The organism is Pseudarthrobacter sp. (assembly GCF_036675385.1).
GTDB lineage: Bacteria > Actinomycetota > Actinomycetes > Actinomycetales > Micrococcaceae > Arthrobacter.
In genome coordinates this window covers 1-20,218 of record NZ_JAKFFD010000034.1, presented here as the reverse complement: position 1 = coordinate 20,218, position 20,218 = coordinate 1, and the positions used below count along the sequence as shown (strand labels likewise).

General features: G+C 66.2%; 17 protein-coding genes, 2 tRNA genes and 1 riboswitch. Of the genes, 1 reads left to right on the top strand and 18 read right to left on the bottom strand.

What is annotated here, in order from left to right; genetic code table 11:
• Positions 1-2: 2 nt before the first annotated feature.
• The 5 genes from V6M49_RS03070 to V6M49_RS03050 form a co-directional block, all read right to left on the bottom strand.
• On the bottom strand, positions 3-1,352 hold the full coding sequence (locus V6M49_RS03070) for an extracellular solute-binding protein (protein WP_332759978.1): 1,350 nt from the start codon (positions 1,350-1,352) through the stop codon (positions 3-5).
• Positions 1,353-1,472: 120 nt separating this feature from the next.
• A complete protein-coding gene (locus V6M49_RS03065) occupies positions 1,473-2,675 on the bottom strand; it encodes an ROK family transcriptional regulator (protein WP_056340516.1) in 1,203 nt (400 codons plus the stop codon).
• Between the two features lie 183 nt (positions 2,676-2,858).
• Positions 2,859-4,019: a class I SAM-dependent methyltransferase gene (locus tag V6M49_RS03060; protein WP_332759977.1), complete on the bottom strand. Its 1,161-nt coding sequence runs from the start codon at positions 4,017-4,019 to the stop codon at positions 2,859-2,861.
• 17 nt (positions 4,020-4,036) lie between these two features.
• Positions 4,037-5,116: an FAD-dependent oxidoreductase gene (locus V6M49_RS03055; RefSeq protein WP_141140819.1), complete on the bottom strand. Its 1,080-nt coding sequence runs from the start codon at positions 5,114-5,116 to the stop codon at positions 4,037-4,039.
• An 18-nt stretch (positions 5,117-5,134) separates the two neighbouring features.
• Positions 5,135-5,488, bottom strand: a complete 354-nt coding sequence (locus tag V6M49_RS03050) for a zinc ribbon domain-containing protein YjdM (protein WP_141140820.1) — start codon at positions 5,486-5,488, stop codon at positions 5,135-5,137.
• A gap of 83 nt (positions 5,489-5,571) precedes the next feature.
• Here V6M49_RS03050 and V6M49_RS03045 point away from each other — a divergent pair, with 83 nt between their 5' ends.
• Positions 5,572-6,891, top strand: a complete 1,320-nt coding sequence (locus V6M49_RS03045) for a cyclopropane-fatty-acyl-phospholipid synthase family protein (protein ID WP_332759976.1) — start codon at positions 5,572-5,574, stop codon at positions 6,889-6,891.
• Between the two features lie 100 nt (positions 6,892-6,991).
• Here the strand turns inward: V6M49_RS03045 and V6M49_RS03040 are convergent.
• The 13 genes from V6M49_RS03040 to V6M49_RS02980 all read right to left on the bottom strand — a co-directional run.
• Positions 6,992-7,067: transfer RNA gene (locus V6M49_RS03040), tRNA-Ala, on the bottom strand.
• Positions 7,068-7,210: 143 nt separating this feature from the next.
• Positions 7,211-7,283: transfer RNA gene (locus tag V6M49_RS03035), tRNA-Ala, on the bottom strand.
• A 100-nt stretch (positions 7,284-7,383) separates the two neighbouring features.
• Positions 7,384-7,785, bottom strand: coding sequence for a ribosome silencing factor (gene rsfS, locus V6M49_RS03030; RefSeq protein WP_058932218.1), 402 nt, complete (start codon positions 7,783-7,785; stop codon positions 7,384-7,386).
• A gap of 47 nt (positions 7,786-7,832) precedes the next feature.
• Positions 7,833-9,131, bottom strand: coding sequence for a hypothetical protein (locus tag V6M49_RS03025; protein ID WP_332759973.1), 1,299 nt, complete (start codon positions 9,129-9,131; stop codon positions 7,833-7,835).
• A gap of 7 nt (positions 9,132-9,138) precedes the next feature.
• The gene (gene nadD, locus V6M49_RS03020) at positions 9,139-9,870 is read right to left on the bottom strand and encodes a nicotinate-nucleotide adenylyltransferase (protein ID WP_332759972.1); all 732 of its coding nucleotides are present in this window, start codon (positions 9,868-9,870) and stop codon (positions 9,139-9,141) included.
• On the bottom strand, positions 9,809-10,039 hold the full coding sequence (locus V6M49_RS03015) for a hypothetical protein (RefSeq protein ID WP_056340536.1): 231 nt from the start codon (positions 10,037-10,039) through the stop codon (positions 9,809-9,811). Before V6M49_RS03015 ends, nadD begins: the two co-directional genes overlap by 62 nt.
• Before the next feature lie 75 nt (positions 10,040-10,114).
• Complete coding sequence (locus tag V6M49_RS03010; RefSeq protein ID WP_141140823.1) at positions 10,115-11,467, bottom strand: glutamate-5-semialdehyde dehydrogenase; 1,353 nt, start codon at positions 11,465-11,467, stop codon at positions 10,115-10,117.
• 26 nt (positions 11,468-11,493) lie between these two features.
• A complete protein-coding gene (proB, locus tag V6M49_RS03005) occupies positions 11,494-12,642 on the bottom strand; it encodes a glutamate 5-kinase (protein ID WP_141140824.1) in 1,149 nt (382 codons plus the stop codon).
• A 10-nt stretch (positions 12,643-12,652) separates the two neighbouring features.
• The gene (gene obgE / locus V6M49_RS03000) at positions 12,653-14,242 is read right to left on the bottom strand and encodes a GTPase ObgE (RefSeq protein WP_104060827.1); all 1,590 of its coding nucleotides are present in this window, start codon (positions 14,240-14,242) and stop codon (positions 12,653-12,655) included.
• 116 nt (positions 14,243-14,358) lie between these two features.
• Entirely contained in the window at positions 14,359-14,622 is a 264-nt protein-coding gene (rpmA, locus tag V6M49_RS02995) for a 50S ribosomal protein L27 (protein WP_056340543.1), read from the bottom strand.
• Between the two features lie 61 nt (positions 14,623-14,683).
• Complete coding sequence (gene rplU / locus V6M49_RS02990) at positions 14,684-14,992, bottom strand: 50S ribosomal protein L21 (RefSeq protein WP_018773353.1); 309 nt, start codon at positions 14,990-14,992, stop codon at positions 14,684-14,686.
• A 272-nt stretch (positions 14,993-15,264) separates the two neighbouring features.
• The gene (thiD, locus tag V6M49_RS02985) at positions 15,265-16,863 is read right to left on the bottom strand and encodes a bifunctional hydroxymethylpyrimidine kinase/phosphomethylpyrimidine kinase (RefSeq protein ID WP_332759966.1); all 1,599 of its coding nucleotides are present in this window, start codon (positions 16,861-16,863) and stop codon (positions 15,265-15,267) included.
• Positions 16,846-16,943: riboswitch (TPP riboswitch) on the bottom strand. It overlaps the preceding gene by 18 nt.
• 101 nt (positions 16,944-17,044) lie before the next feature.
• Positions 17,045-20,218: Rne/Rng family ribonuclease (locus V6M49_RS02980; protein WP_332759965.1), on the bottom strand; the 3,174-nt coding region annotated here is incomplete at its 5' end.

The window sequence follows — 20,218 nt, the reverse complement described above, 5'->3', positions numbered from 1 at the left end:
GGCTACTGGGCGACGGTCTTGGCCTCACCCACGATGCCCTTCACCGCCGTGTCATAGTCGGCGGCCGCCTGCTCCGGGGATTTCGCCCCCGTGATCACCGCTTCCGTGGCCTCCTGGACGGCCGCGGAGATCCGCGGGTAGTCGGCAGTTGCGGGACGGTAATGCGTGACGGCCACCAGCTCGGACACGTCCTTCACAAACGGGTTGGCCGCCTGGTACCCGGCGTCGGCTGCGACGTCCTTCCGCACGGCGATCTGGGAGCTGGCGACGTTGAAGGCCAGGGAGTTCTTCCGGTTCAGGGCCGTGGCGAGGAACTCAAAGGCGAGGTCGGGGTTTTTGGTTTCCGCCCCTACCGCCAGGGTCCAGCCGCCGGACATGCTGACGCCGCCTGGTGCCTGGCCGTTCTGGGTGGGGAATGCTGCGACGCCCATGTCCTGCCCGTACTCGGCCCATTCGTAGCTGCCGCCCTTCTGCCAGAACGACGGCGCATAGGAACCCTCCACAGTGGCGCCCATCTTGCCCTGCGGCAGCCATTCGCCGAAGACCTTCTTCCACACATTCGCGTCGAGGGCCTCCGCCGGGGAGACGGCCAGTTTTTCGTCGTAGAGGGTCTTGAGGAACGCCAACGAGTCGGTGAACCCCGGGGAACCGACTACCCACTTCTTGGCGTCGGCATCGTAGAGTTCGGATTCCGTTCCGTAGAGCAGTTCGTAGAAGCTCTGCATGACGGTGCCTTCGCCGGTGGCCTTGCCGGCGTACATGTTGAACGGCACCACGGAGGCGTCACTGGCCTTGATTTTCCGGGCGGTGTCCAGGATGTCCTGCCAGGTGCGGGGCTCCCACGGGACGCTGACGCCAGCGGCGGTGAGCACCTTTTTGTTGTACCAGATAGCTCGCGTGTCGGTGCCCAGCGGGACCGCGTACGTGCCGCCGTCGTCCCCCAGGCCGGCGGCCTTGGCGCCGGCATCGAAGGTATCCCAGTCCTTCCACCCCTCAAGGTGGCTGTCCAGCTTCAGCAGGTACCCGGCGTCGACGTCGGAACGCACCTTGAAGGTGTCCTCGTAGAAGACGTCCGGGGCGGTGGAGGGCGAACGGAGAGCGAGGGCAAGCTTGGTGCCGTAGTCGTCGTCGTTCGCCTGGATGGGCTCCAGGGCAACCGTGACGCCCTGGTTGGCGGCCTCAAACTCCTGCTTGGCCGACTGGAAGAGCGTGTCCAGGGCAGTGAAGGAATCGGTCTTTTGATAGACCACCTTCAGCGTTTTGGTCTCCGCTTCGGGGGCTGCAGGGGAACATGCCGTCAGCACAAAGCCCGCTGCAGCGATGAGTGAGGTGATTTTGAGGGCCCGGCGCATTGGTGCTCCATTCAGTCAATGGCTGCCGTCCCCTGTACCTGCGGGCCCCAGCCGCGGCGATATCCACATGCTAGACGGGGCTCCGGCCAGTGGCAAGGAGATCCCGTTCAGACGTCCGGTTCAGACTTCCAGGAGAAGCCGCTGCGCCCGGGGCGCCAGTGTATGCTCCAGGACCAGGCAGGCAGCCCCAACGGCGCCGACGTCCTCACCGACTCCCGTGCCGACAACCTCGATGGTGTGGATCAGGCGGGCCGCACTGTTGGCGTCCACGAGCGCCGGGATCTTCTCCAGGTAGCGGTCGGCGATCCGGCTCCAGAAGGGCCCGCCGAACACAACCCGCTCCACATCCAGCGTGTTGGTGACCACGGAGACGGCCCGGGCCACCAGCACGGCTGACTTGTCGATGATCGCCAGGGCCTTGGCGTCGCCGGCATCGGCAAGGTCGCACAGCTGGGAGAAGCTCTGCTGCACTTCGGCTCCGCTGGTGTGCTTTCCGGAGCCGTCCAGGATGCCGGCGGCAACGGCCTCCGCCACGAGCACCTGCGGGATGGCTGAGGACTTAACGCAGCCGCGCAGTCCGCAGTCGCAGACCGGGCCATCGGGGTCCACCACGATGTGGCCGATCTCGCCGGCGTTTCCTGACGTTCCACGGACCACCTCATCGTTGAGGACGATGCCGCAGCCGATACCGGTGCCCATGTACATAAAGATGAAACTGCCCGAGCCGCTGGGCCCGCCGGCCCAGGTCTCGGCGACGGCGGCGCTGGTGACGTCCTTATCCACGAGGACGGAATAGCCGGTGGCTTTGGCCAGGGCGTCCCGAAGTTCCACGCGGTCCCAGCCCGGCAGCAGCGGCGGGTCCACCACGGTGCCGTTGTCCAGGTCGATGGGTCCCGGAGCGGCCAGGCCCAGGCCGGCGATCCGGCTGGTGTCCACGCCGGACTCGGCAACGAGCTGCTCGATCTCGGTGGCCATGGTGGATATAACGGCGGCAGGATCATTCCCGCCGGGTGTCCTAATCCGTGAATGCTGTACAACGGCGCCCACAAGATCGAGGACCACGAACGTGGTGACGGCGGGGTCCAGGTGGACGCCGATGGCATACATTCCGCCCGGGTTGAGGCGAAGCATGGTGCGCGGTTTGCCGGGGCCGCTGCCTTCTTTGCCCGCTTCGACGATCAGGTGCTGGTCCAGCAGGCGGCGGGAGATGTTGGAGATGGTCTGCGGCGAGAGGCCCACAATCTGGGCGAGCTCCACGCGGCTGAGCCCCCCGGATGACCGGCGGATGGCATCCAGGATGACCGTGAGGTTGAAGTCCCCCATGCGCGGAAGATTAGTCCCGCGCCGTGGCGCCGAGGGCTGGCGGATTTCTGGCACGGTCTCCCCTAGGTTTTCGGCCGCGTATTCATGATGATGTCTGAATGGTACGTTACCTCCTGATCAACGCCCAGAGCCGGAGGTGGGGCCGCGCCGCGGCCGGGGCGCCACCTTGCCGTGCTGGCGCGCCTATGGCCGCCGGGTGCTGACCGCCACCGTGAACTTTGGATTGCCGCCCCTCACAGTGGTGGGACCCACCAGCCGCTCCAGCGCAGGGAGGTACTGCAGGTGCCGGTTGAACACCGTCCACAGCTCACCGCCCGGCGCCAGGACCCTGGCCGCCGCCTCGAAGAGTTTGATGCCCGCCCCGGCATGCACACTGGCGCCCAGGTGGAAGGGCGGATTCAGGAGGACCAGGTCGGCGCTTCCGGCCGGGAGCGTGCTCATGGCGTCATCCTGGAGGGCGGTAATCCGTTCCTCGAGGCCGTTGGCCTGCGCCGTGGCCCGGGCGGACGCGACGGCGGCGGCGGACCGGTCCGTGGCCGTGACCCTTGATGCCGGGTTCTGGCGGGCGTACATGGCTGCGAGGATGCCGGTGCCGCAGCCCAGATCGATGGCGTGCCCGGCTTCAGGCATCTCCGGCAGGAAGGTCAGGAGGAACCTGGTCCCGATGTCCAGTTTCGCTCCAGCAAAGACGGCACCGTGCGCAGCAACGTCCAGGTCCAGCTCGGCAAGGCGCTCGACGGCGGGACTCCACTCGTGCGTCTCAGTTTGCCGGGCGCCGCCGGCAAGGATGATCCGGGACTTCTGCCGCGCCAGCTGCGGCTGGACCGTCTCGAAGTGGCGTTCCAGGACCGCGTTCATTCCCAGGGACATGTGTTTGATCCGCCCGCCGGCGAGCAGCACCACGTCAGGGGCGGCATAACGCGCCACGGCGGCAGCGATTTCTTCAAGCTCCGCCAGCGTCCGCGGCAGTTGAAGCAGCACCAGCTCCGCGCCGGACAGCAGCTCCTCCCCCAGCGGCAATTGTTCGAACCCGGTGGCGTCGATGGCTCCGGGATCCGCCGCTGCGAGCCCCACAGCCGCAGCGTTGTTCCGCAGGGCGCGCTCCCCAGTGATGAGATCCTCGTGCACACGGACCCGGCTGACCCCCAGCGTGCCAAGCGCACCGAGGGTGAGAGCACCGTAGCGGTCGCCGATCACGGCCAGCCGGGTACCCGGTTCCGTGCGCGCTGCGGCGGCTTCGAGCAGCAGCCGGTCCGTGGCGTCCCAGGCCTGGAGGTTCGGGGCTTCGACATCCGGGTGGCGCCGGAGCGTGCCGAAGATGTCCTCAAGAGTGTTCTGTGCCACTGGTTCCTGCCGTCTGGTCATGTACTGGTTGTTGATGCGGTTGGTGCAAGCGCGGGCAGTTTGAGGAGGGCGGTGACGGCCGCCCGGCCCGCCCTGTTGGCGCCGATGGTGGACGACGACGGCCCGTACCCCACCAGATGGACGCGCGGCTCGATTGCCACCTGGGTCCCGTCCATGGCGATGCCGCCACCGGGTCCCCGAAGGTGCAGCGGCGCCAGGTGTTCGAGCTCGGCACGGAATCCGGTGGCCCACAGAATGACGTCGGCACGGAGCAGGCTCCCGTCGGCGAGCCGGACGCCGTCGGGCTCTATGGCGGTGAACATGGGGCGACGGTCCAGCGCACCCCGTTGTGCTGCCGCCCTCAGCGCCGGGGTCCAGATGAGGCCGGTCACGGCCACCACGCTTTGCGGCGGCAAGCCCTGCCGCACGCGCTCTTCCACAAGTGCGACGGCGTTGTGGCCGGCCTGGGCGTCGAACGCGGCGTCACGCCAGTCTGGTTCCCGGCGGGTGAACCAGCTGGTGCTGGTCACCTGCGAGACCTCGTCCAGCAGCCCGACGGCGGAAATTCCGCCTCCCACCACGATGACGTGCAGGCCGCGGAACTCCTCGGCGGAGACGTAATCGGCCACGTGCAGTTGCCGGCCCCGGAACGTGGCCCGGCCCGGGTAGATGGGCCAGAACGGCCGGGTCCACGTACCGGTTGCGTTGATGACTGCCTTCACTGACCAGTCGCCGCTGTCGGTGCTGATCCGCAGGCGCCCTGCCGGATCGGCGTCTTCCCTGGCGACCGAGGTCACCTTGACCGGGCGCAGGACCTCAATTCCGAGGTCCTGCTCGTAGCCGGCGAAGTACCGGCTCAGGAACTCCGAGCTGGGTTCCGTGGGATCCACGTCAGGCTTCGCGATGCCGGGAAGGTCACTGATGCCGTTGACCGTGGCCATGACCAGGCTTTTCCAGCGGTGGCGCCAGGCGCCGCCCGGGCCTTCCTCGGCGTCGAGGACCTTGTATTCAACCCCTCGGCGCTGCAGGTGGTAAGCGGCGGAGAGGCCCGCCTGGCCCGCGCCGATGACCACAACGTCGGTGCTTCCGTTGTCCATGCTCGTGGCCGGTTTCTGCTAGACCTTCTTCACCACGGAGGATTTGAGCTGCATCGGTCCCACACCGTCCACTTTGCAGTCGATGTCGTGGTCGCCCACACCGTCCATCAGCCGGATCCCGCGGACTTTGGTGCCAACCTTGATGACACCGGAGCTGCCCTTGATTTTCAGGTCCTTGATCACCGTGACCGTGTCGCCGTCGGCGAGGATGTTGCCCACTGCATCCTTGATGACCCTCGGCCCGGCCTCTGCCGTGGCCTCCGCCGCCTCGGCGGACCACTCGTGGCCGCATTCCGGGCAGACCAGGAGCGCACCCATCTCGTAGGTATAGGCGCTGGAGCATTCGGGGCACGGTGGCAAGGTCTCATTCACTCCCCCATGATAATCGCGCCACTGCGCTGACAGGCACGCGCCGGCGTCGTACTGTTGGGCCTAGGCGGACGAAAGGCGAGAACATGAAAACAGAAAAAGGGGCAGCGTCGCTGTTGGCGAACGCACTGGGCATCGTCCTGGGGACGACGGAGATACCGCTGAGGGTGCGGGCGTGGGACGGGTCCGAGGCGGGGCCGCCCGAGGCCCCGGTCCTCGAATTCAGGTCACGCCGCGCCCTGCGCCGGATCCTGTGGTCGCCGGGGCAGCTCGGGCTCAGCCGCGCCTACGTCGCCGGGGACATCGATGCCCCCGGCGACATCTTTGCAGCCTTCGCGGCGCTCAGCTCGGTGGGCAAGTTTTCCGAGCCCGGCCCCTTCCGGCCCCTGACTCCGCGTGAACTGGCCACGCTGGTCAGCACGGCGGTCCGGCTGGGCGCGCTGGGCCCCAACCCTGCTCCGCCGCCTGAGGAGGCCAAGGTCACCCGGAAGGGCCGGCTCCACACCCGGAAGCGCGACGCCGCGGCCATCTCGCACCATTACGACGTCGGCAACGACTTTTACGCCCTCGTGCTGGGACCCTCAATGGTTTACTCGTGCGCTGTGTGGGCGGATGGACCCGGCGGCGGCGGCACCCCTGCCGAACGGGGCCTTCCGGCAGGACTGGATGACGCGCAGAAGGCCAAGCTGGATCTCGTCTGCCGGAAGCTTGGGCTGAAGCCCGGGATGAGGGTACTGGACGTGGGGTGCGGCTGGGGCAGCTTCGCGTTGCACGCGGCGCAGCATTACGGCGTCTCGGTGGTGGGCGTGACGCTCTCCACCGAACAGGCCGTGCTGGCGCGCAAACGTGCAGCCGACGCCGGCCTGACCGAAAACATCGACATCCGGGTCCAGGATTACCGGGATATCGCCGACGGGCCGTTCGACGCCATCAGCTCCATCGGCATGTCCGAACACGTGGGCCGGGAACAGACACCCCACTATGTCGACGTGCTGCACGGCTTGCTCCGTCCCGGCGGCCGGCTGCTCAACCACGCCATCTCCTGGAACGCTGGCCCCATCAAGCCCGACCCGGATTCGTTCATTCCGCGCTATGTCTTTCCGGACGGCGAGATGATCAGCCTCGGCGAGATGGTCAGCGCACTGGAGACCGGCGGGTTCGAGGTGTTGGACGTGGAGACCCTGCGCCAGCACTATGCTCTGACCCTGCGGGCGTGGGTGCGCAGGCTCGAAGAGAACTGGGACGAAGCCGTCCGGCTCACCAGCCTGGGCCGGGCGCGGGTGTGGCGGCTCTACATGGCATCAAGTGCCCTGGGCTTTGAAACCGGGATCACGGGCGTCAACCAGGTCCTGGTCCAACGTGCCGGCGGGGACGGGCCGCCGCTGCGCCGGAGTGATTGGATCTAAGCACTCACTACTGGGCGCACACTTCTCCGGGCTCCGTGTCTGGGAGACAAAAATGAGCCACCCGACCGGGTGGCTCATTTTTTTGGACCTGCGTCCTGTTTGGTGGAGCTGAGGGGACTCGAACCCCTGACCCCCTGCATGCCATGCAGGTGCGCTACCAGCTGCGCCACAGCCCCAAACCTGTGCTCCTCCGCGGTTCAGACCGCCCGAAGCAACCTGATTAGCTTAATAGAAATCTCCGCGCTGCGCCAATCGGGAGGGGCATTTTCCGGCAATAAAAAAATCCGCCGGAATCTTTCGATTCCGGCGGATTATCCGGTGGAGCTGAGGGGACTCGAACCCCTGACCCCCTGCATGCCATGCAGGTGCGCTACCAGCTGCGCCACAGCCCCGGACCTTCGTTACTCCGCGGTCTCCCCGGAGCAACTCAAATATCTTAGACCAGCTTTTCCGAAAATTCCAAATCGGGCATATTCGGGCCGGCAAGGCCTGCTATTCGGAGTCGGAGGCCGCCGTCGCCTTGGCTGAAGTGTCTTCGCCCAGCTGCAGGTCAACTACCGGGCAGTCCTTCCACAGGCGCTCCAGGGCGTAGAAAACGCGGTCCTCTTCATGCTGGACGTGGATGACGATGTCCGAGTAATCCAGCAGTACCCAGCGCCCGCCGGAGCGGCCTTCGCGGCGTACCGGACGGAGGTCCTGCTTGGAAAGTTCTTCTTCGATGCCGTCAACGATGGCGTTGACCTGGCGCTCGCTCGGCGCGGATGCGATGAGGAAGACATCTGCCAGTGCCAGCCGTTCGCTGACATCGAGGGCCACAATGTCGTGGGCAATCTTGTCCGCGGCCGCCTTGGCGGCTTGGCGGGCAATGGCGATGGATGAATCTGTTGCAGTCATGGGACTCCTTGTAGTTTTCTAAAGCTTCGTAAGAGGGCGTTGCCCGGTCAGCTGGAGATGCCGCTGACGATGAGAATAACGCCGGAAATAAGGGCCACGATCCCAAAAGCCAGGACGAGGACCTGCATAAGCCTGAGCCGCTTCGCACGGGCCAGGCCGGCCGTTGCCGCATCCAGCGGCTCCAGCCCGTGGGCTGACCGTGCAGGGATGCGCGGCAGGTCATCGAACAGATCGTCCGGCTCCCCCACTGGCGTAGAGGCCACGATGGGCTGGACGGGGACGACGCGCTTCGGTGCCGCGGCGGCCCTGGCAGCAGCTTCCGCACGCGCGATCACCCGGGAACGGCCCGAAGCGGCCGCCTGCGCAGAACCCGCGGCCGGCTCTTTGGACGTAGTGGACGGCCGGCGGCCCTTGCCGCCAGGCCGGACCTTAGGTCCGGCCTGGGTCGCCAGCGGCACGTAGGAGGTCGCCGGGGGTTTCATCACAGGACGGTCGACGCCGGGTACCTGCACGAATTCCAGCGGCGTGACCATGGCCAGGTTATCGGCGGTTGCCGGGCCCGTCTGGGGAACGGATTGCGTGGCCGCGGCCTGCGGATTGGCAGCCTGCGTGGGTACTGATACTGGCTGTGCAGGGGCGGCCTGCTCGGCCAGCTTCCGCTTGGCCATCGCCCGGCGGTTAAGCACCGCCGCGCGTTCGGCCAGGGCGATCTGTTCCGCAAGGATGTCCGGATCCACTGCTTCGGGGTCCAGCGAGGCGATGTGTTCCATCTTGGCTAGCTGGTTCTTGGCCTGCTCGGCAATAAGCGTGCGGGCCGCGAGTGCCTGCTCCACGCTCATGCCAGCCGGAACACCTGCACCGTTCGCCGGCGCGGCGGGCCCGGACATATCGGCGGATACAGCAGTATCGTGACCTGGCTTCGTTGCGGCTGGCTTCGCTTGACCCGGCTGTGCTTGGCCTGGCTTAGGTTGGCTCGCCGCAGGTTGGCTTGGCAGGGGCTGCCCCATCGGAGCGGCAATGATGGGATTGGCCGAGGTGACGGCCTGTTCCTTCAGTTGCTGGAGTCGCAACTGCCTGCGCGTGGGAGGGCCTCCTGCGGAAAGCTGGCCCTCTTTCTCCTCGAGTTCCTTGATGGCACGCAGCGCCGCGCGGTCGCGGGCCCGGATCTGCGAGGACCGCTGCGCTGGAGTCTGCTCGGGGACGGAATCCACCGGGGCGTCAGCCGCGCGCCGTTGTTTTGAGGCAGGCGAAACCTGGCCCGGGCCGTTGGACCCGGGAGCCGTGTTCTCATCTCTGGCCTGCCGCAGTTCGCGGCGGCTGCGGACGGGGGGCTTTTCCTGACTCATTGCGGACTCATTCAGTACTGGCTGGCTCGTCTGTTTCGGTAGTTCGGACGTCCTCGGGATCTGGTCCCTCGGCGTACAGACCATATTTGGCGATGTATTGGACCACTCCGTCCGGCACGAGGTACCAGACGGGGTTGTTCCCGGCTACACGGACACGGCAGTCCGTGGACGAGATGGCCATGGCGGGCACCTCGAGGAGGCTGACGTCCTTGCGGCCCATGCCGTCAAGCACATGTCCCGGCCGCGTCACACCGACAAAATGGGCCAGTGACCACAGCTCGTCGATGTCCTTCCAGGAAAGAATCTGCGCCAGTGCATCCGCACCGGTGATGAAGAACAGATCCGCATCCGGACGTTGGGTCCGGAGATCCCGCAAAGTATCAATGGTATACGTGCGACCGGGCCGGTCAATATCCACCCTGCTGACGGTGAAGCGGGGGTTTGATGCCGTGGCGATCACCGTCATGAGGTAGCGGTGCTCAGGCTCGCTGACCTGCTTGTGCGACTTTTGCCACGGCTGCCCGGTGGGGACAAAGACCACTTCATCCAGGCCGAACTTGGCGGCCACTTCGCTGGCTGCAACAAGGTGGCCGTGGTGGATGGGATCAAACGTCCCGCCCATCACGCCCAGCCGCAGCCGCCTTTGCGCACCGTCACGGTGCAGAACACGGGAAATTTCAGTGGCCTTGGCCGTGGTCGTGCTTGTTGGGGTGCTGGCGGTGCGGATCGGCGTGCTCATCCGTTACGGTGTGCCGGTTGCCCAGGTTCGAGTAGGAGAGCGTAACGAACATCATCACCAGCAGGATGGCGAAAATGGATACGCCGAACACCCACGGCTCAGCCCAGATCGGAGCGGGTGCGTGTTCTCCGCCTTCGGCAACGGTCATGGCGATCTGCTGGAGCAGCATTTTCTCCCCTAAGGTTCAAGGATGTGGCAGCGGATTGTCCCGCCGTTCCGGACTTCTGTCTATATTACCGCGTTGCTACCCGCGGACCTGGCCCTCGCCCTGCACGATCCACTTAGTGGTGGTGAGCTCAGTCAGTCCCATCGGGCCGCGGGCGTGCAGCTTCTGCGTGGAGATGCCAACCTCGGCACCGAGGCCCAGCTCGCCGCCGTCGGTAAACCGCGTGGACGCGTTGACGATGACCGCGGCAGAGTCAATCTCGGCGATGAACCGTTCCGCGTTGGCGAGGTTGTTGGTCAGAATGGCCTCAGTGTGGCCGGTGGTCCAGGTCCGGATGTGCTCGACGGCGTCATCCAGGCTGTCCACCATTGCTACGGCGAGGTCCAAGTCCATGTACTCGGTTCCCCAATCCTCATCCGTTGCCGGCACGGACTCAACAGAAGAAGGCAGCGCCGCACGGATGCGCTCGTCGGCGTGGAGGGTGACCCCGGCGCCGCGCAGCGCGGCGGCGACGGCGGGCAGCACGGTGGACCGCGAATGGACCAGCAGGGTCTCCACGGTGTTGCAGACACTGGGCCGCTGGGTCTTGGAGTTCAGCAGGATCTCCACCGCCATGTCCTCGCTGGCGGATTCGTCGATGAAGATATGCACATTGCCCTCGCCGGTCTCGATGACCGGCACGGCGGCGTTCAGCACCACGGACTGAATCAGATCCCGGCCGCCGCGCGGAATCAGGACATCAACACGGCCGCGGGCCCGCATCAGCGCATTCGCACCTTCACGGCCGTACTGGTCCACAGTCTGAACGGCATCCGGAGGCAGCCCGACGGAGTCCAGCGCTTCGCGGAGGATCTGGACCAGTGCCTCGTTGGTGAACGCGGCAGCAGTACCGCCGCGGAGGATAACGGCGTTCCCGCTCTTAAGGCCAAGACCGGCAATGTCTACCGTCACATTGGGACGGGCCTCGTAAATTGCGGCCACGACTCCCATAGGCACGTTGATCTGGCGCAGGCGCAGCCCATTGGGGAGGGTCTGGCCACGGACCACGTTTCCGACCGGATCCGGCAGGCTGGCCAGGTTCTCCAGGGCAGCCACGAGTCCGTCGATCCGGCTTTCGGTCAGGGTGAGGCGGTCCAACAGGGCCGCCGACGTGCCGTTGGCTTTGCCGGCCGCGACATCCTTGGCGTTGGCCGCCAGGATGAAGTCCTTCCGCGTCAGCAATGCGGCACCGATGGCCCGGAGGGCACTGTCTTTCCGGGCGCGGGTGGCCCCGGCCATCTGGCGGGCTGCCTGCCGTGAGCGGTCAGCGATGGCGTGGACGGCTGCCTCAACCTCCGCCGGAGTGGGGGTACTCCCCTGTTCCGGCCCCGAAGGAACCGCATTTGAATCGTTGGAATTGCCAGGGGCTTGGGAAATCAGTGCCTCAGTCATCCTTCAAGTCTAGGCGAGCGGACCGCTCAGACCAGAACCAGGTCGTCGATATGGACAACCTCACGGTCAAATCCGCGGCCCAGGGACTCGCCCAGTTCCTGTGTGGAGCGGCCCAGCATCTGGGGAAGCTCTTCGGAAGAGTAATTAACCAAACCGCGCGCGATGACGGTACCGTCGCCGGCCACCATCTCGACGGCGTCGCCGGCTTCAAAGGTGCCGTCCACCGACGAAATTCCGGCGGGGAGCAGCGAATAGCGATTGTCCCGCACAGCATGCACGGCGCCGTCGTCAAGAAAGAGCCGGCCCTGGACATGCGCCAGGTGGGCGAGCCACATCATCCGCACAGACTTCCGGCCGCTGTTGACGGTGAACCAGGTCCCTACGTCCTCACCGGACAGTGCGGCTGCTGCGTTGGCGGTGGAGGTGACCAGCGCCGGTATGCCGGAATCGGCGGCCATGATGGCAGCCTCGACTTTAGTCTGCATGCCGCCGGTGCCTACGCCTGCCTTGCCCGGCTTCCCGATGGTCACTGCCTCAAGATCTTCGGGGCCGTCCACCTGGGAGATGCGCTTGGCGCCCTTGGCGGGCGGGCCGTCGTATATCGAGTCGACGTCGGACAGCAGCAACAGGGCGTCGGCGCGGACCAGATGGGCCACGAGCGCCGAGAGCCTGTCGTTGTCGCCGAAACGGATCTTGTGCGTAGCGACGGTGTCGTTTTCGTTGACCACCGGCACCACGCCGAGGTTGAGGAGGCGGTTCAATGCACGGAAAGCGTTGGCGTGGTGGCTGCGACGCATGAGGTCATCTGCGGTCAGCAGCACCTGGCTGACGGTGACTCCATGGGCGCCGAACGCGTGCGTGTAGCGCGCCATGAGCAGGCCCTGGCCCACGCTGGCGGCGGCCTGCTGGGTCGCGAGGTCACGCGGGCGCTTCACCAGCCCGAGGGGCGCAAGGCCTGCGGAAATGGCTCCCGAGGAAACCAGGATAATTTCCGTGCCGGCGTTATGTTTGGCGGCCAAGACATCTGAGAGGGCGGTCAGGGACTCTTCCGAGATGCCGCCCTTGATGCTGGTCAGCGACGACGACCCTACTTTGACAACGATCCGGCGGGCCCGGGCGAGCACACTGCGGTCGTCTTTGGGTTCCTCGATAATTACTGCGGAATTTTCGGTCATTTCAGCGGCCTCACTCGTCATCTTCAACGCCCAGTCCACTCTCAGTGACCGGCTTGGCAGCGCGGCGGCCGCTGACCGATTCGGTCCAGATCCCGGCCTTGCGCTCGGCCTCGAGCTCGGCGCGGGCGGCAGCCTTGGCATCCTTGCGTTCCTGCTGCTCGTCACGCTTCTGGCCACGTGTGGGGCGGTCGCCGACGTCCGCGAAACGGATATCCGTGCCACGCGGTGATGCGAGCATTTCGGCTCCGGCGCTCATGGTGGGCTCCCAGTCGAAGACAACGCCGTCATCTTCGCCAATCACGACTGCGTCGCCCGGCTTGGCGCCCTGCTTGAACAGTTCGTTTTCGACGCCGAGCTTGGCCAGGCGGTCAGCGAGGTAGCCGATGGCTTCCTCGTTGGTGAAGTCGGTCTGCTTGACCCAGCGGACAGGCTTGTCGCCCAGGACGCGGAAGAGCGGCTCGAGGTTCTTTTCCTCGCGGCGGATCTTGAAGCCGGCTTCGTTGACGGCGCGGGGCCGCAGGATGGGCGGCTGGACCTTGGGCGGGGCGGCCGCGAGGGCGGCACGGGCGGCCTGCACGATTTCCGCCATGGCGAAGCCCAGCTGGCGGAGACCCTCGTGGCTGGTGGCCGAGATCTCGAAGACCCGGTAGCCGCGTGATTCGAGTTCCGGGCGGACAAATTCAGCCATGTCCTTGCCGTCCGGAAGGTCCACCTTGTTCAAGGCGACCAGGCGCGGACGGTGGTTCAGCGGAACCACTTCGCCGTCGGCACCCGCGAAGCTCATGTCTACGGAGTACTTTTCCAGCTCGGCCTCGATGATGGCCAGGTCTGCCAACGGGTCACGGTCCGATTCCAGCGTGCCGCAGTCCAGTACATGCACCAGGGCGGCGCAACGCTCCACGTGGCGCAGGAAGTGGTGGCCAAGGCCCTTACCTTCGCTGGCGCCCTCGATAAGGCCCGGAACGTCTGCAATGGTGAAGCGGACGTCGCCGGACTGGACAACACCCAGGTTCGGGATCAGCGTGGTGAAGGGGTAGTCGGCGATCTTGGGCCGCGCAGCGGACATGGCCGCGATCAGGCTGGATTTGCCGGCAGAGGGGAAACCCACCAGCGCGATATCCGCGATGGACTTCAGTTCCAGCACAATGTCACGGGCGTCACCCTCGATGCCCAGCAGGGCGAAGCCCGGGGCACGGCGCTTCTGCGAGGACAGCGAAGCGTTACCCAGGCCGCCCTGGCCGCCGGCGGCCGCCACGTATTCTGCTCCTTCGCCGACCAGGTCCGCCAGGACGGTGCCGTCCTTGGATTTGACCACGGTGCCGTCGGGCACGGGCAGGATGAGGGTCTCGCCATTCTTGCCGCCGCGCCAGTCGCCCATCCCGGACCCGCCGTTGGTGGCGTGGCGGTGCGGGGAGTGGTGGTAGTCGAGCAAGGTAGTGGTCTGGTGGTCAACGCGCAGGATGACGTTGCCGCCGTCGCCGCCGTTACCGCCGTCGGGTCCGCCCAGTGGGATGAACTTCTCCCGGTGGACGGAGACACAGCCGTGGCCGCCGGTACCGCCGGATACGTGCAGTACTACCCGGTCTACAAAGCTCGCCACGTGGATCTCCTCAGTGCTGTTTCCTGGACGCCCAAGGGCGCCAAGACGATTGTAATGCGGTTAAAAGAATAGTGGAGCGGACCAAATGGCCCGCTCCACCGTTTCAGAACTATTTGTTACTCTGCAGCTGCAGCAGCAACGATGTTGACTACGCGGCGACCGCGGCGGGTGCCGAACTGGACGGCTCCCGGGGCCAGTGCGAACAGTGTGTCGTCGCCGCCACGTCCAACGCCGGCGCCCGGGTGGAAGTGGGTGCCACGCTGGCGAACGATGATCTCGCCTGCGGAAACTACCTGGCCGCCGAAGCGCTTGACGCCGAGGTACTGGGCGTTGGAGTCACGACCGTTGCGAGTGGAACTCGCGCCTTTTTTATGTGCCATTTGAAATGCCTGCCTTTAAATTCTGGGGAATCTGCTGAAGAACCTGAACAGTAACGAAGAGTTACTTGATACCCGTGATCTTGACCTTGGTCAATTCCTGACGGTGACCCTGGCGCTTCTTGTAACCGGTCTTGTTCTTGAACTTCTGGATGACGATCTTCGGACCACGGAGGTCTTCGAGGATCTCAGCCGTAACCGTTACCTTGGCCAGGTCCGCAGCAGCAGAGGTGACTTTGTCACCGTCTACCAGGAGCAGTGCGGGCAACTCAAAGGTGCTGCCGGCTCCACCGGGGACGCGGTTCAGGGTAACGAAGTCTCCAACGGAAACCTTCTCTTGGCGGCCGCCTGCGCGGACAATCGCGTACACCACTTGGGAACTCACTTCTCTCGACGTTTATTACTAAATTTGCGTGCTGAACCCTGTTCCATAATTGGCTGGGTTCTCGCTGTGCCTCAACGCCGTGGGGTCGTAACCCAAGTGTTGGCGTAAGCACCGAAGATCTAGAATACGCTAATTTTGCCTTCGGCCGCAAATGAGGCTGGTTACGGCAGGTTGTCTGTGATAGGACCCACAAGCAGGTACTGCACTGACAATCCAAAACCGTGCCTGACTATCGTACAGGCCGCACGGGCCCCAGCCGGTCAGGAATGAATTCGCGGCGCGTCGAAGAAATCCACCTCGAACCGGCACGACTGCCTGAAAGCCACCAGCATCGCCGCCCGTTCATCCGCGGAAGCACTCCGGCCGGCGTCGTCAGCCAAGGCGATGGCGTCACGCGTGGCCTGGGCGAAATCCTCGTCAGCATAGGCCCGCAGCCAGTCGGCATAAGGATGTGCTGCCGGTGCACCCGCAGCCAGGAACTCCGCGTGGAGAGTCTGTCCCACTTCGGCATACAGCCAGAAGCACGGCAGTACCGCCGCCACGAGGACCGCGTAGCTGCCGGAGGCAGAGGCCGCCAGCAGGTGGTCCACGTAGGACTTGGTGACAGGTCCGAGGACGGAGTCCACTGTCCTGGTGCTTAGCCACGTGCGGTGCAGTTCGGACTCGACCTCAAGGCATTGCTGGGCCGACTTTGCCCAGAACAACTGGGCGGCTTCCGTGGGCGCCAGCGCGCTGGCCCGGGCAAGAACCCGCGAATAGCCGTTGAGGTAGATGGCGTCCTGGGCGAGGTAATAGGCGAACTGTTCCTCAGCCAATGTGCCGGCCGCCAGGTCGCGGATGAAATCCAGCCCGTAGATGGCTGCAAGATCCGGCTCCGACGCCCGCCGCAGCGTCTCTGCGAATTCGCCGGCTGCCGGAACCTGTTGCATGTGGTGGAAGTGGTTGATGGGGCCGTTGCCCGCGCCCACCTCAAGTTGGTCAGCGGCCTGCAGCGCGCCCACCAGCCAGGGCTTCACTTTCCGCAATGAGGCTTCCCAATCCCCCAGCCGCGCCTGAGCCGTGGCCATGGCCGCTGACAGCGAGCAGCCGGTGCCATGGCTGTTGCGCGTGGGGATCCTGTCCCCGCTCACTTCCACCACCTCCCGGGCGAGCAGCCCGGCAGCGTTGACCAGGGCATCCGGGCACGCACCGCCGTCGAGATGGCCGCCCTTGACCAGGACGGTGGCACCGGTCGCGGCGGACAACCGCTGCCCCTGCCCGAGCGCGTCGTGCCATTGCCTCGCCTGCGGCTCCCCCACCAGGATGGCCAGTTCCGCCAGGTTGGGGGTGATCAGGTCCGCGAGCGTGAGCAGCTCCCGCAGGGCCGCCTCGGCAGACTCCTGCAGCAGCCGGTCGCCGCTCGTGGCCACCATCACCGGATCAAGAACGACGACGGCGGGACGCACCTTTTCCAGCCAGTCGCGGACCACGCCTATCACCGCAGCGTCGCCCAGCATGCCGATCTTGACCGCGTCGATGGTGATGTCATCGCTGATGGCATCGAGCTGCTGGCCCAGGAAGGACGCCGGCGGGACGTGAACCGCCTGGACCCCCTGGGTGTTTTGGACCGTCAGCGCGGTGATCGCCGCCATGCCGTAGCCGCCAAGGGCTGCAATGCTTTTGAGGTCGGCCTGGACGCCCGCGCCCCCTGAAGGGTCCGATCCGGCAATGGACAGCACCCGCGGGACGTCACGCAGCACCCGGACCGCAGAAGATCGGCCTGGTCCGGGCTGGACCTCAGCCCGGGTTGCTGGGGTCTCCGGCAGGGTCGCCGCGGGTGTTGCAGGAGGAAGGACAGAAGTTGAAGCCAAAGGAGACATCCCTTCGCCGGTGCTAACCGGACAGGTTCAACGGGTGTGGATCTCAGCCGGCTCTCTGCGCGGCACCCCGTGTCAGTCACCAGCCTAGCGTTCCTCGCGACTTAACGCCGGACGCCCGGACGCAGCCTGTGATTCACAGGCTGCGTCCGGGCGCCGTTGTTTGGCTTGCCCTGCTGCTTGGTCAGAGCTCCGAGGCCGGAACCCCTACGCCCAGGATGATGGGCGCGTTGGCGGCAACCGGCTTGTCGGCCACAGGAGCCTTGACGGGCTCCGGTGCCTTGGCGGCGTGGGTGTGTCCGGCGGCAGCCGCCGGAACGGCTTCGTGATGCTCTACGGACGTGGCGTTGGCTGCGCCCTGGGCACGGCTGGCACTCCGGTTCCGCCGGGGACGGCGGGCGCGGGGCTCCTCGGTGTGGTCGGAGTAATCCCTCTCCGCCGCGGCTGGCTGCTGCTGGCGGGCAGGTTCGGCCGCCCGGCTTTCAGTTGCATGAACTGCCGGCGGCGTGCTTTCCGCTACAGGAGCCGGCTCACCAAGGTGGGCGAAGGCCTCCGCGAGGCGGTCAAGTGTCAGGGCAGGTGCGTGCGGCTGGTCATCGTGGTGCGCAACGAACGGAAGCACCACCTGCTCGCCGCCGAATGTCAGCACTGCGGCCGGGCGGCCGTTGGAGTCCGTTTCGGACTGCCCAACCGGAGCCGGCACCTGAGCCGCAGGCTGCCGGCCCGCGGCAGCTGATGCGTGAGCCACCTCGTCGTCATGCAGATGCGCAGCGTGGGCTGCGGCCGCAATGTTCGCAAGCGCTGCCCGCGTGGCCTCCGCCTTCGCATGGCGCTCGGCATCGCTGGCTTCCGGGTGGACCGTGTGGATCTGCACCGGAGCTGCCGGTGCTGTTTCCAGCGGCTGGCCACCCCGTCCGCGGCGGCGCTTCCGGTCAGTGCGGCCACCCGGCTGGCTGTCCGGGCGCTGGCTGTCAGTCCGCACGCTGTCAGTGCGCTGGGCTTCCGGGCGGCTGTCTACCCGCTGCACGTGGTGCTCCGCGGCTACCGTGTTGGCGCGGCGGTGTTCCACGGGGTCGTCGTGGGTGACAATTCCGCGGCCTGCACAGGTTTCACACTGCTCGCCGAAGACTTCCAGGAGCCCGGTGCCCATGCGCTTGCGCGTCATCTGCACGAGGCCCAGCGAGGTCACTTCGGCCACCTGGTGCTTGGTCCGGTCGCGGCCCAGGCATTCCACCATGCGGCGCAGGACAAGGTCGCGGTTGGATTCGAGGACCATATCGATGAAGTCGATGACGATGATGCCGCCGATGTCGCGGAGCCGGAGCTGCCGGACCACTTCTTCAGCTGCCTCGAGGTTGTTCTTGGTGACGGTTTCCTCGAGGTTGCCGCCGCTGCCGGTGAACTTGCCGGTATTGACGTCCACCACGGTCATGGCTTCGGTGCGGTCAATGACCAGCGAGCCGCCCGAAGGCAGGAAGACCTTGCGTTCCAGGGCCTTGTGGATCTGCTCATCGATCCGCCACGCAGCGAAGATGTCCTGGTCCTTGGTCCACTTTTCCAGGCGGCCCACGAGGTCCGGGGCCACGTAGGTGACGTAGGCCTCGATGGTGTCCCAGGCCTCTTCACCGGAGACGATCAGCTTGGAGAAGTCCTCGTTGAAGACATCACGGACCACCTTGATGGTGAGGTCAGGTTCGCCGTAGAGCAGCTCCGGCGCGAGGATCTTGGTGGACGTGGACTGGCTTTCGATGCCCTCCCACTGCGCGCGCAGCCGGTTGATGTCGTGCGTGAGCTCCTCTTCCGAGGCGCCTTCGGCAGCGGTGCGGACGATGACGCCGGCGTGCTCCGGGAGGCGGTCCTTGAGGATGCGCTTGAGGCGGTTTCGCTCGACGTCGGGCAGTTTGCGGGAGATTCCGGTCATGGAGCCGCCGGGCACATAGACCAGGTAGCGGCCGGGCAGCGAGATCTGGCTGGTCAGGCGTGCACCCTTGTGGCCCACGGGATCCTTGGTGACCTGGACCAGGACGGTGTCGCCGGACTTGAGCGCGTTTTCGATCCGGCGCTGCTTGCCTTCGAGGTTAACTGCCTCCCAGTTCACTTCACCGGCGTACAGGACGGCGTTGCGGCCGCGTCCGATGTCAACAAACGCCGCTTCCATGGACGGCAGGACGTTCTGCACCTTGCCGAGGTAGACGTTGCCGATCAGGGAGTCCTGCTGGGTCTTGGAAACAAAGTGCTCGGCCAGGACGCCGTCTTCGAGGACGCCGATCTGGATTCTGTCGTCGCGCTGGCGGACGATCATCTGCCGGTCAACTGATTCGCGGCGGGCCAGGAACTCGGCCTCGGTGATGACCGTGCGGCGGCGGCCCGTGTCGCGGGATTCGCGGCGGCGCTGCTTCTTGGCTTCGAGGCGCGTGGAACCCTTGACTGAGGTGACGCGGTTGTTGACCGGCGCTTCGGTCGCGGCGCGCGGCGCGCGGACACGGGTCACCGTGTTGGGCGGGTCGTCGCCTTCGCCTCCGGTCAGTTCCAGATCCTGGTCGCCACGGCGGCGGCGGCGGCGGCGGCGGGACGTCACGCCCTCATCGGCCTGCCCGGCGGACTCCTCATCGGTTTCTTCGGCTGCGCCTTCGGTTTCCCCGTCAGCATCGCTTTCGCCTGTGCGGCTGCGGCCACGGCGGCCACGGCTGCGGCGCCTGCGGCGGCCGTTGGCGTCGTCCGCTTCGCCGTCTTCGGCGTCGTCCTCTTCCGGCTCTTCAACCGCGGCAGCAACCGGCGCGGGGCGGACCACGGTGCTGAGGTCGGGGGCCTGGAAAAGCACCGATGTGGTGGACGCCGGCTCAAGGAAGAGTGAACTGAACGGGCTGGCAGTCTCAGCAGCAGCCGGCTCTTCAAGCGGCGCGGCGGCAGCGTTGACCGGGGCAACGGCGGCAGCATTGACGGGGGCGACGGCGGCTGCTGCGGGCTCGGCGGCCTCCGCAGCGGCGACTTCCTCTGCTTCCGGGGCCGGCGTTGCTGCAGTTGCAGGGGCTGCCTGCTCTGGAGCTGCCTGTTCCACGGCCGCGGGTGTGATGTCGGGGGCAGAGGTTTTGCGCGTGGCCACGCGGCGGCGGCGGACAGGCTTGGTCTCCGCTGCAGCCTCGGGGGCTGCGGCTCCGGCCTCGGGTTCGACGGCGGGCTCTACGACGGTCTCGGTAACAACGGCGGCAGGTGCCTCCAGAACCTCAGCAGCGAAGGCCGGCAACGGTTCGGCGGTCTCGACCTTCTTACGTGCGCGGGTGCGGCGGACCGGCGCCTTAGGCTCCGGTGCGGCGTCCGTCGCAGGCTCAGCCTCGGCCGCCTCCTTTACCGGTGCGGA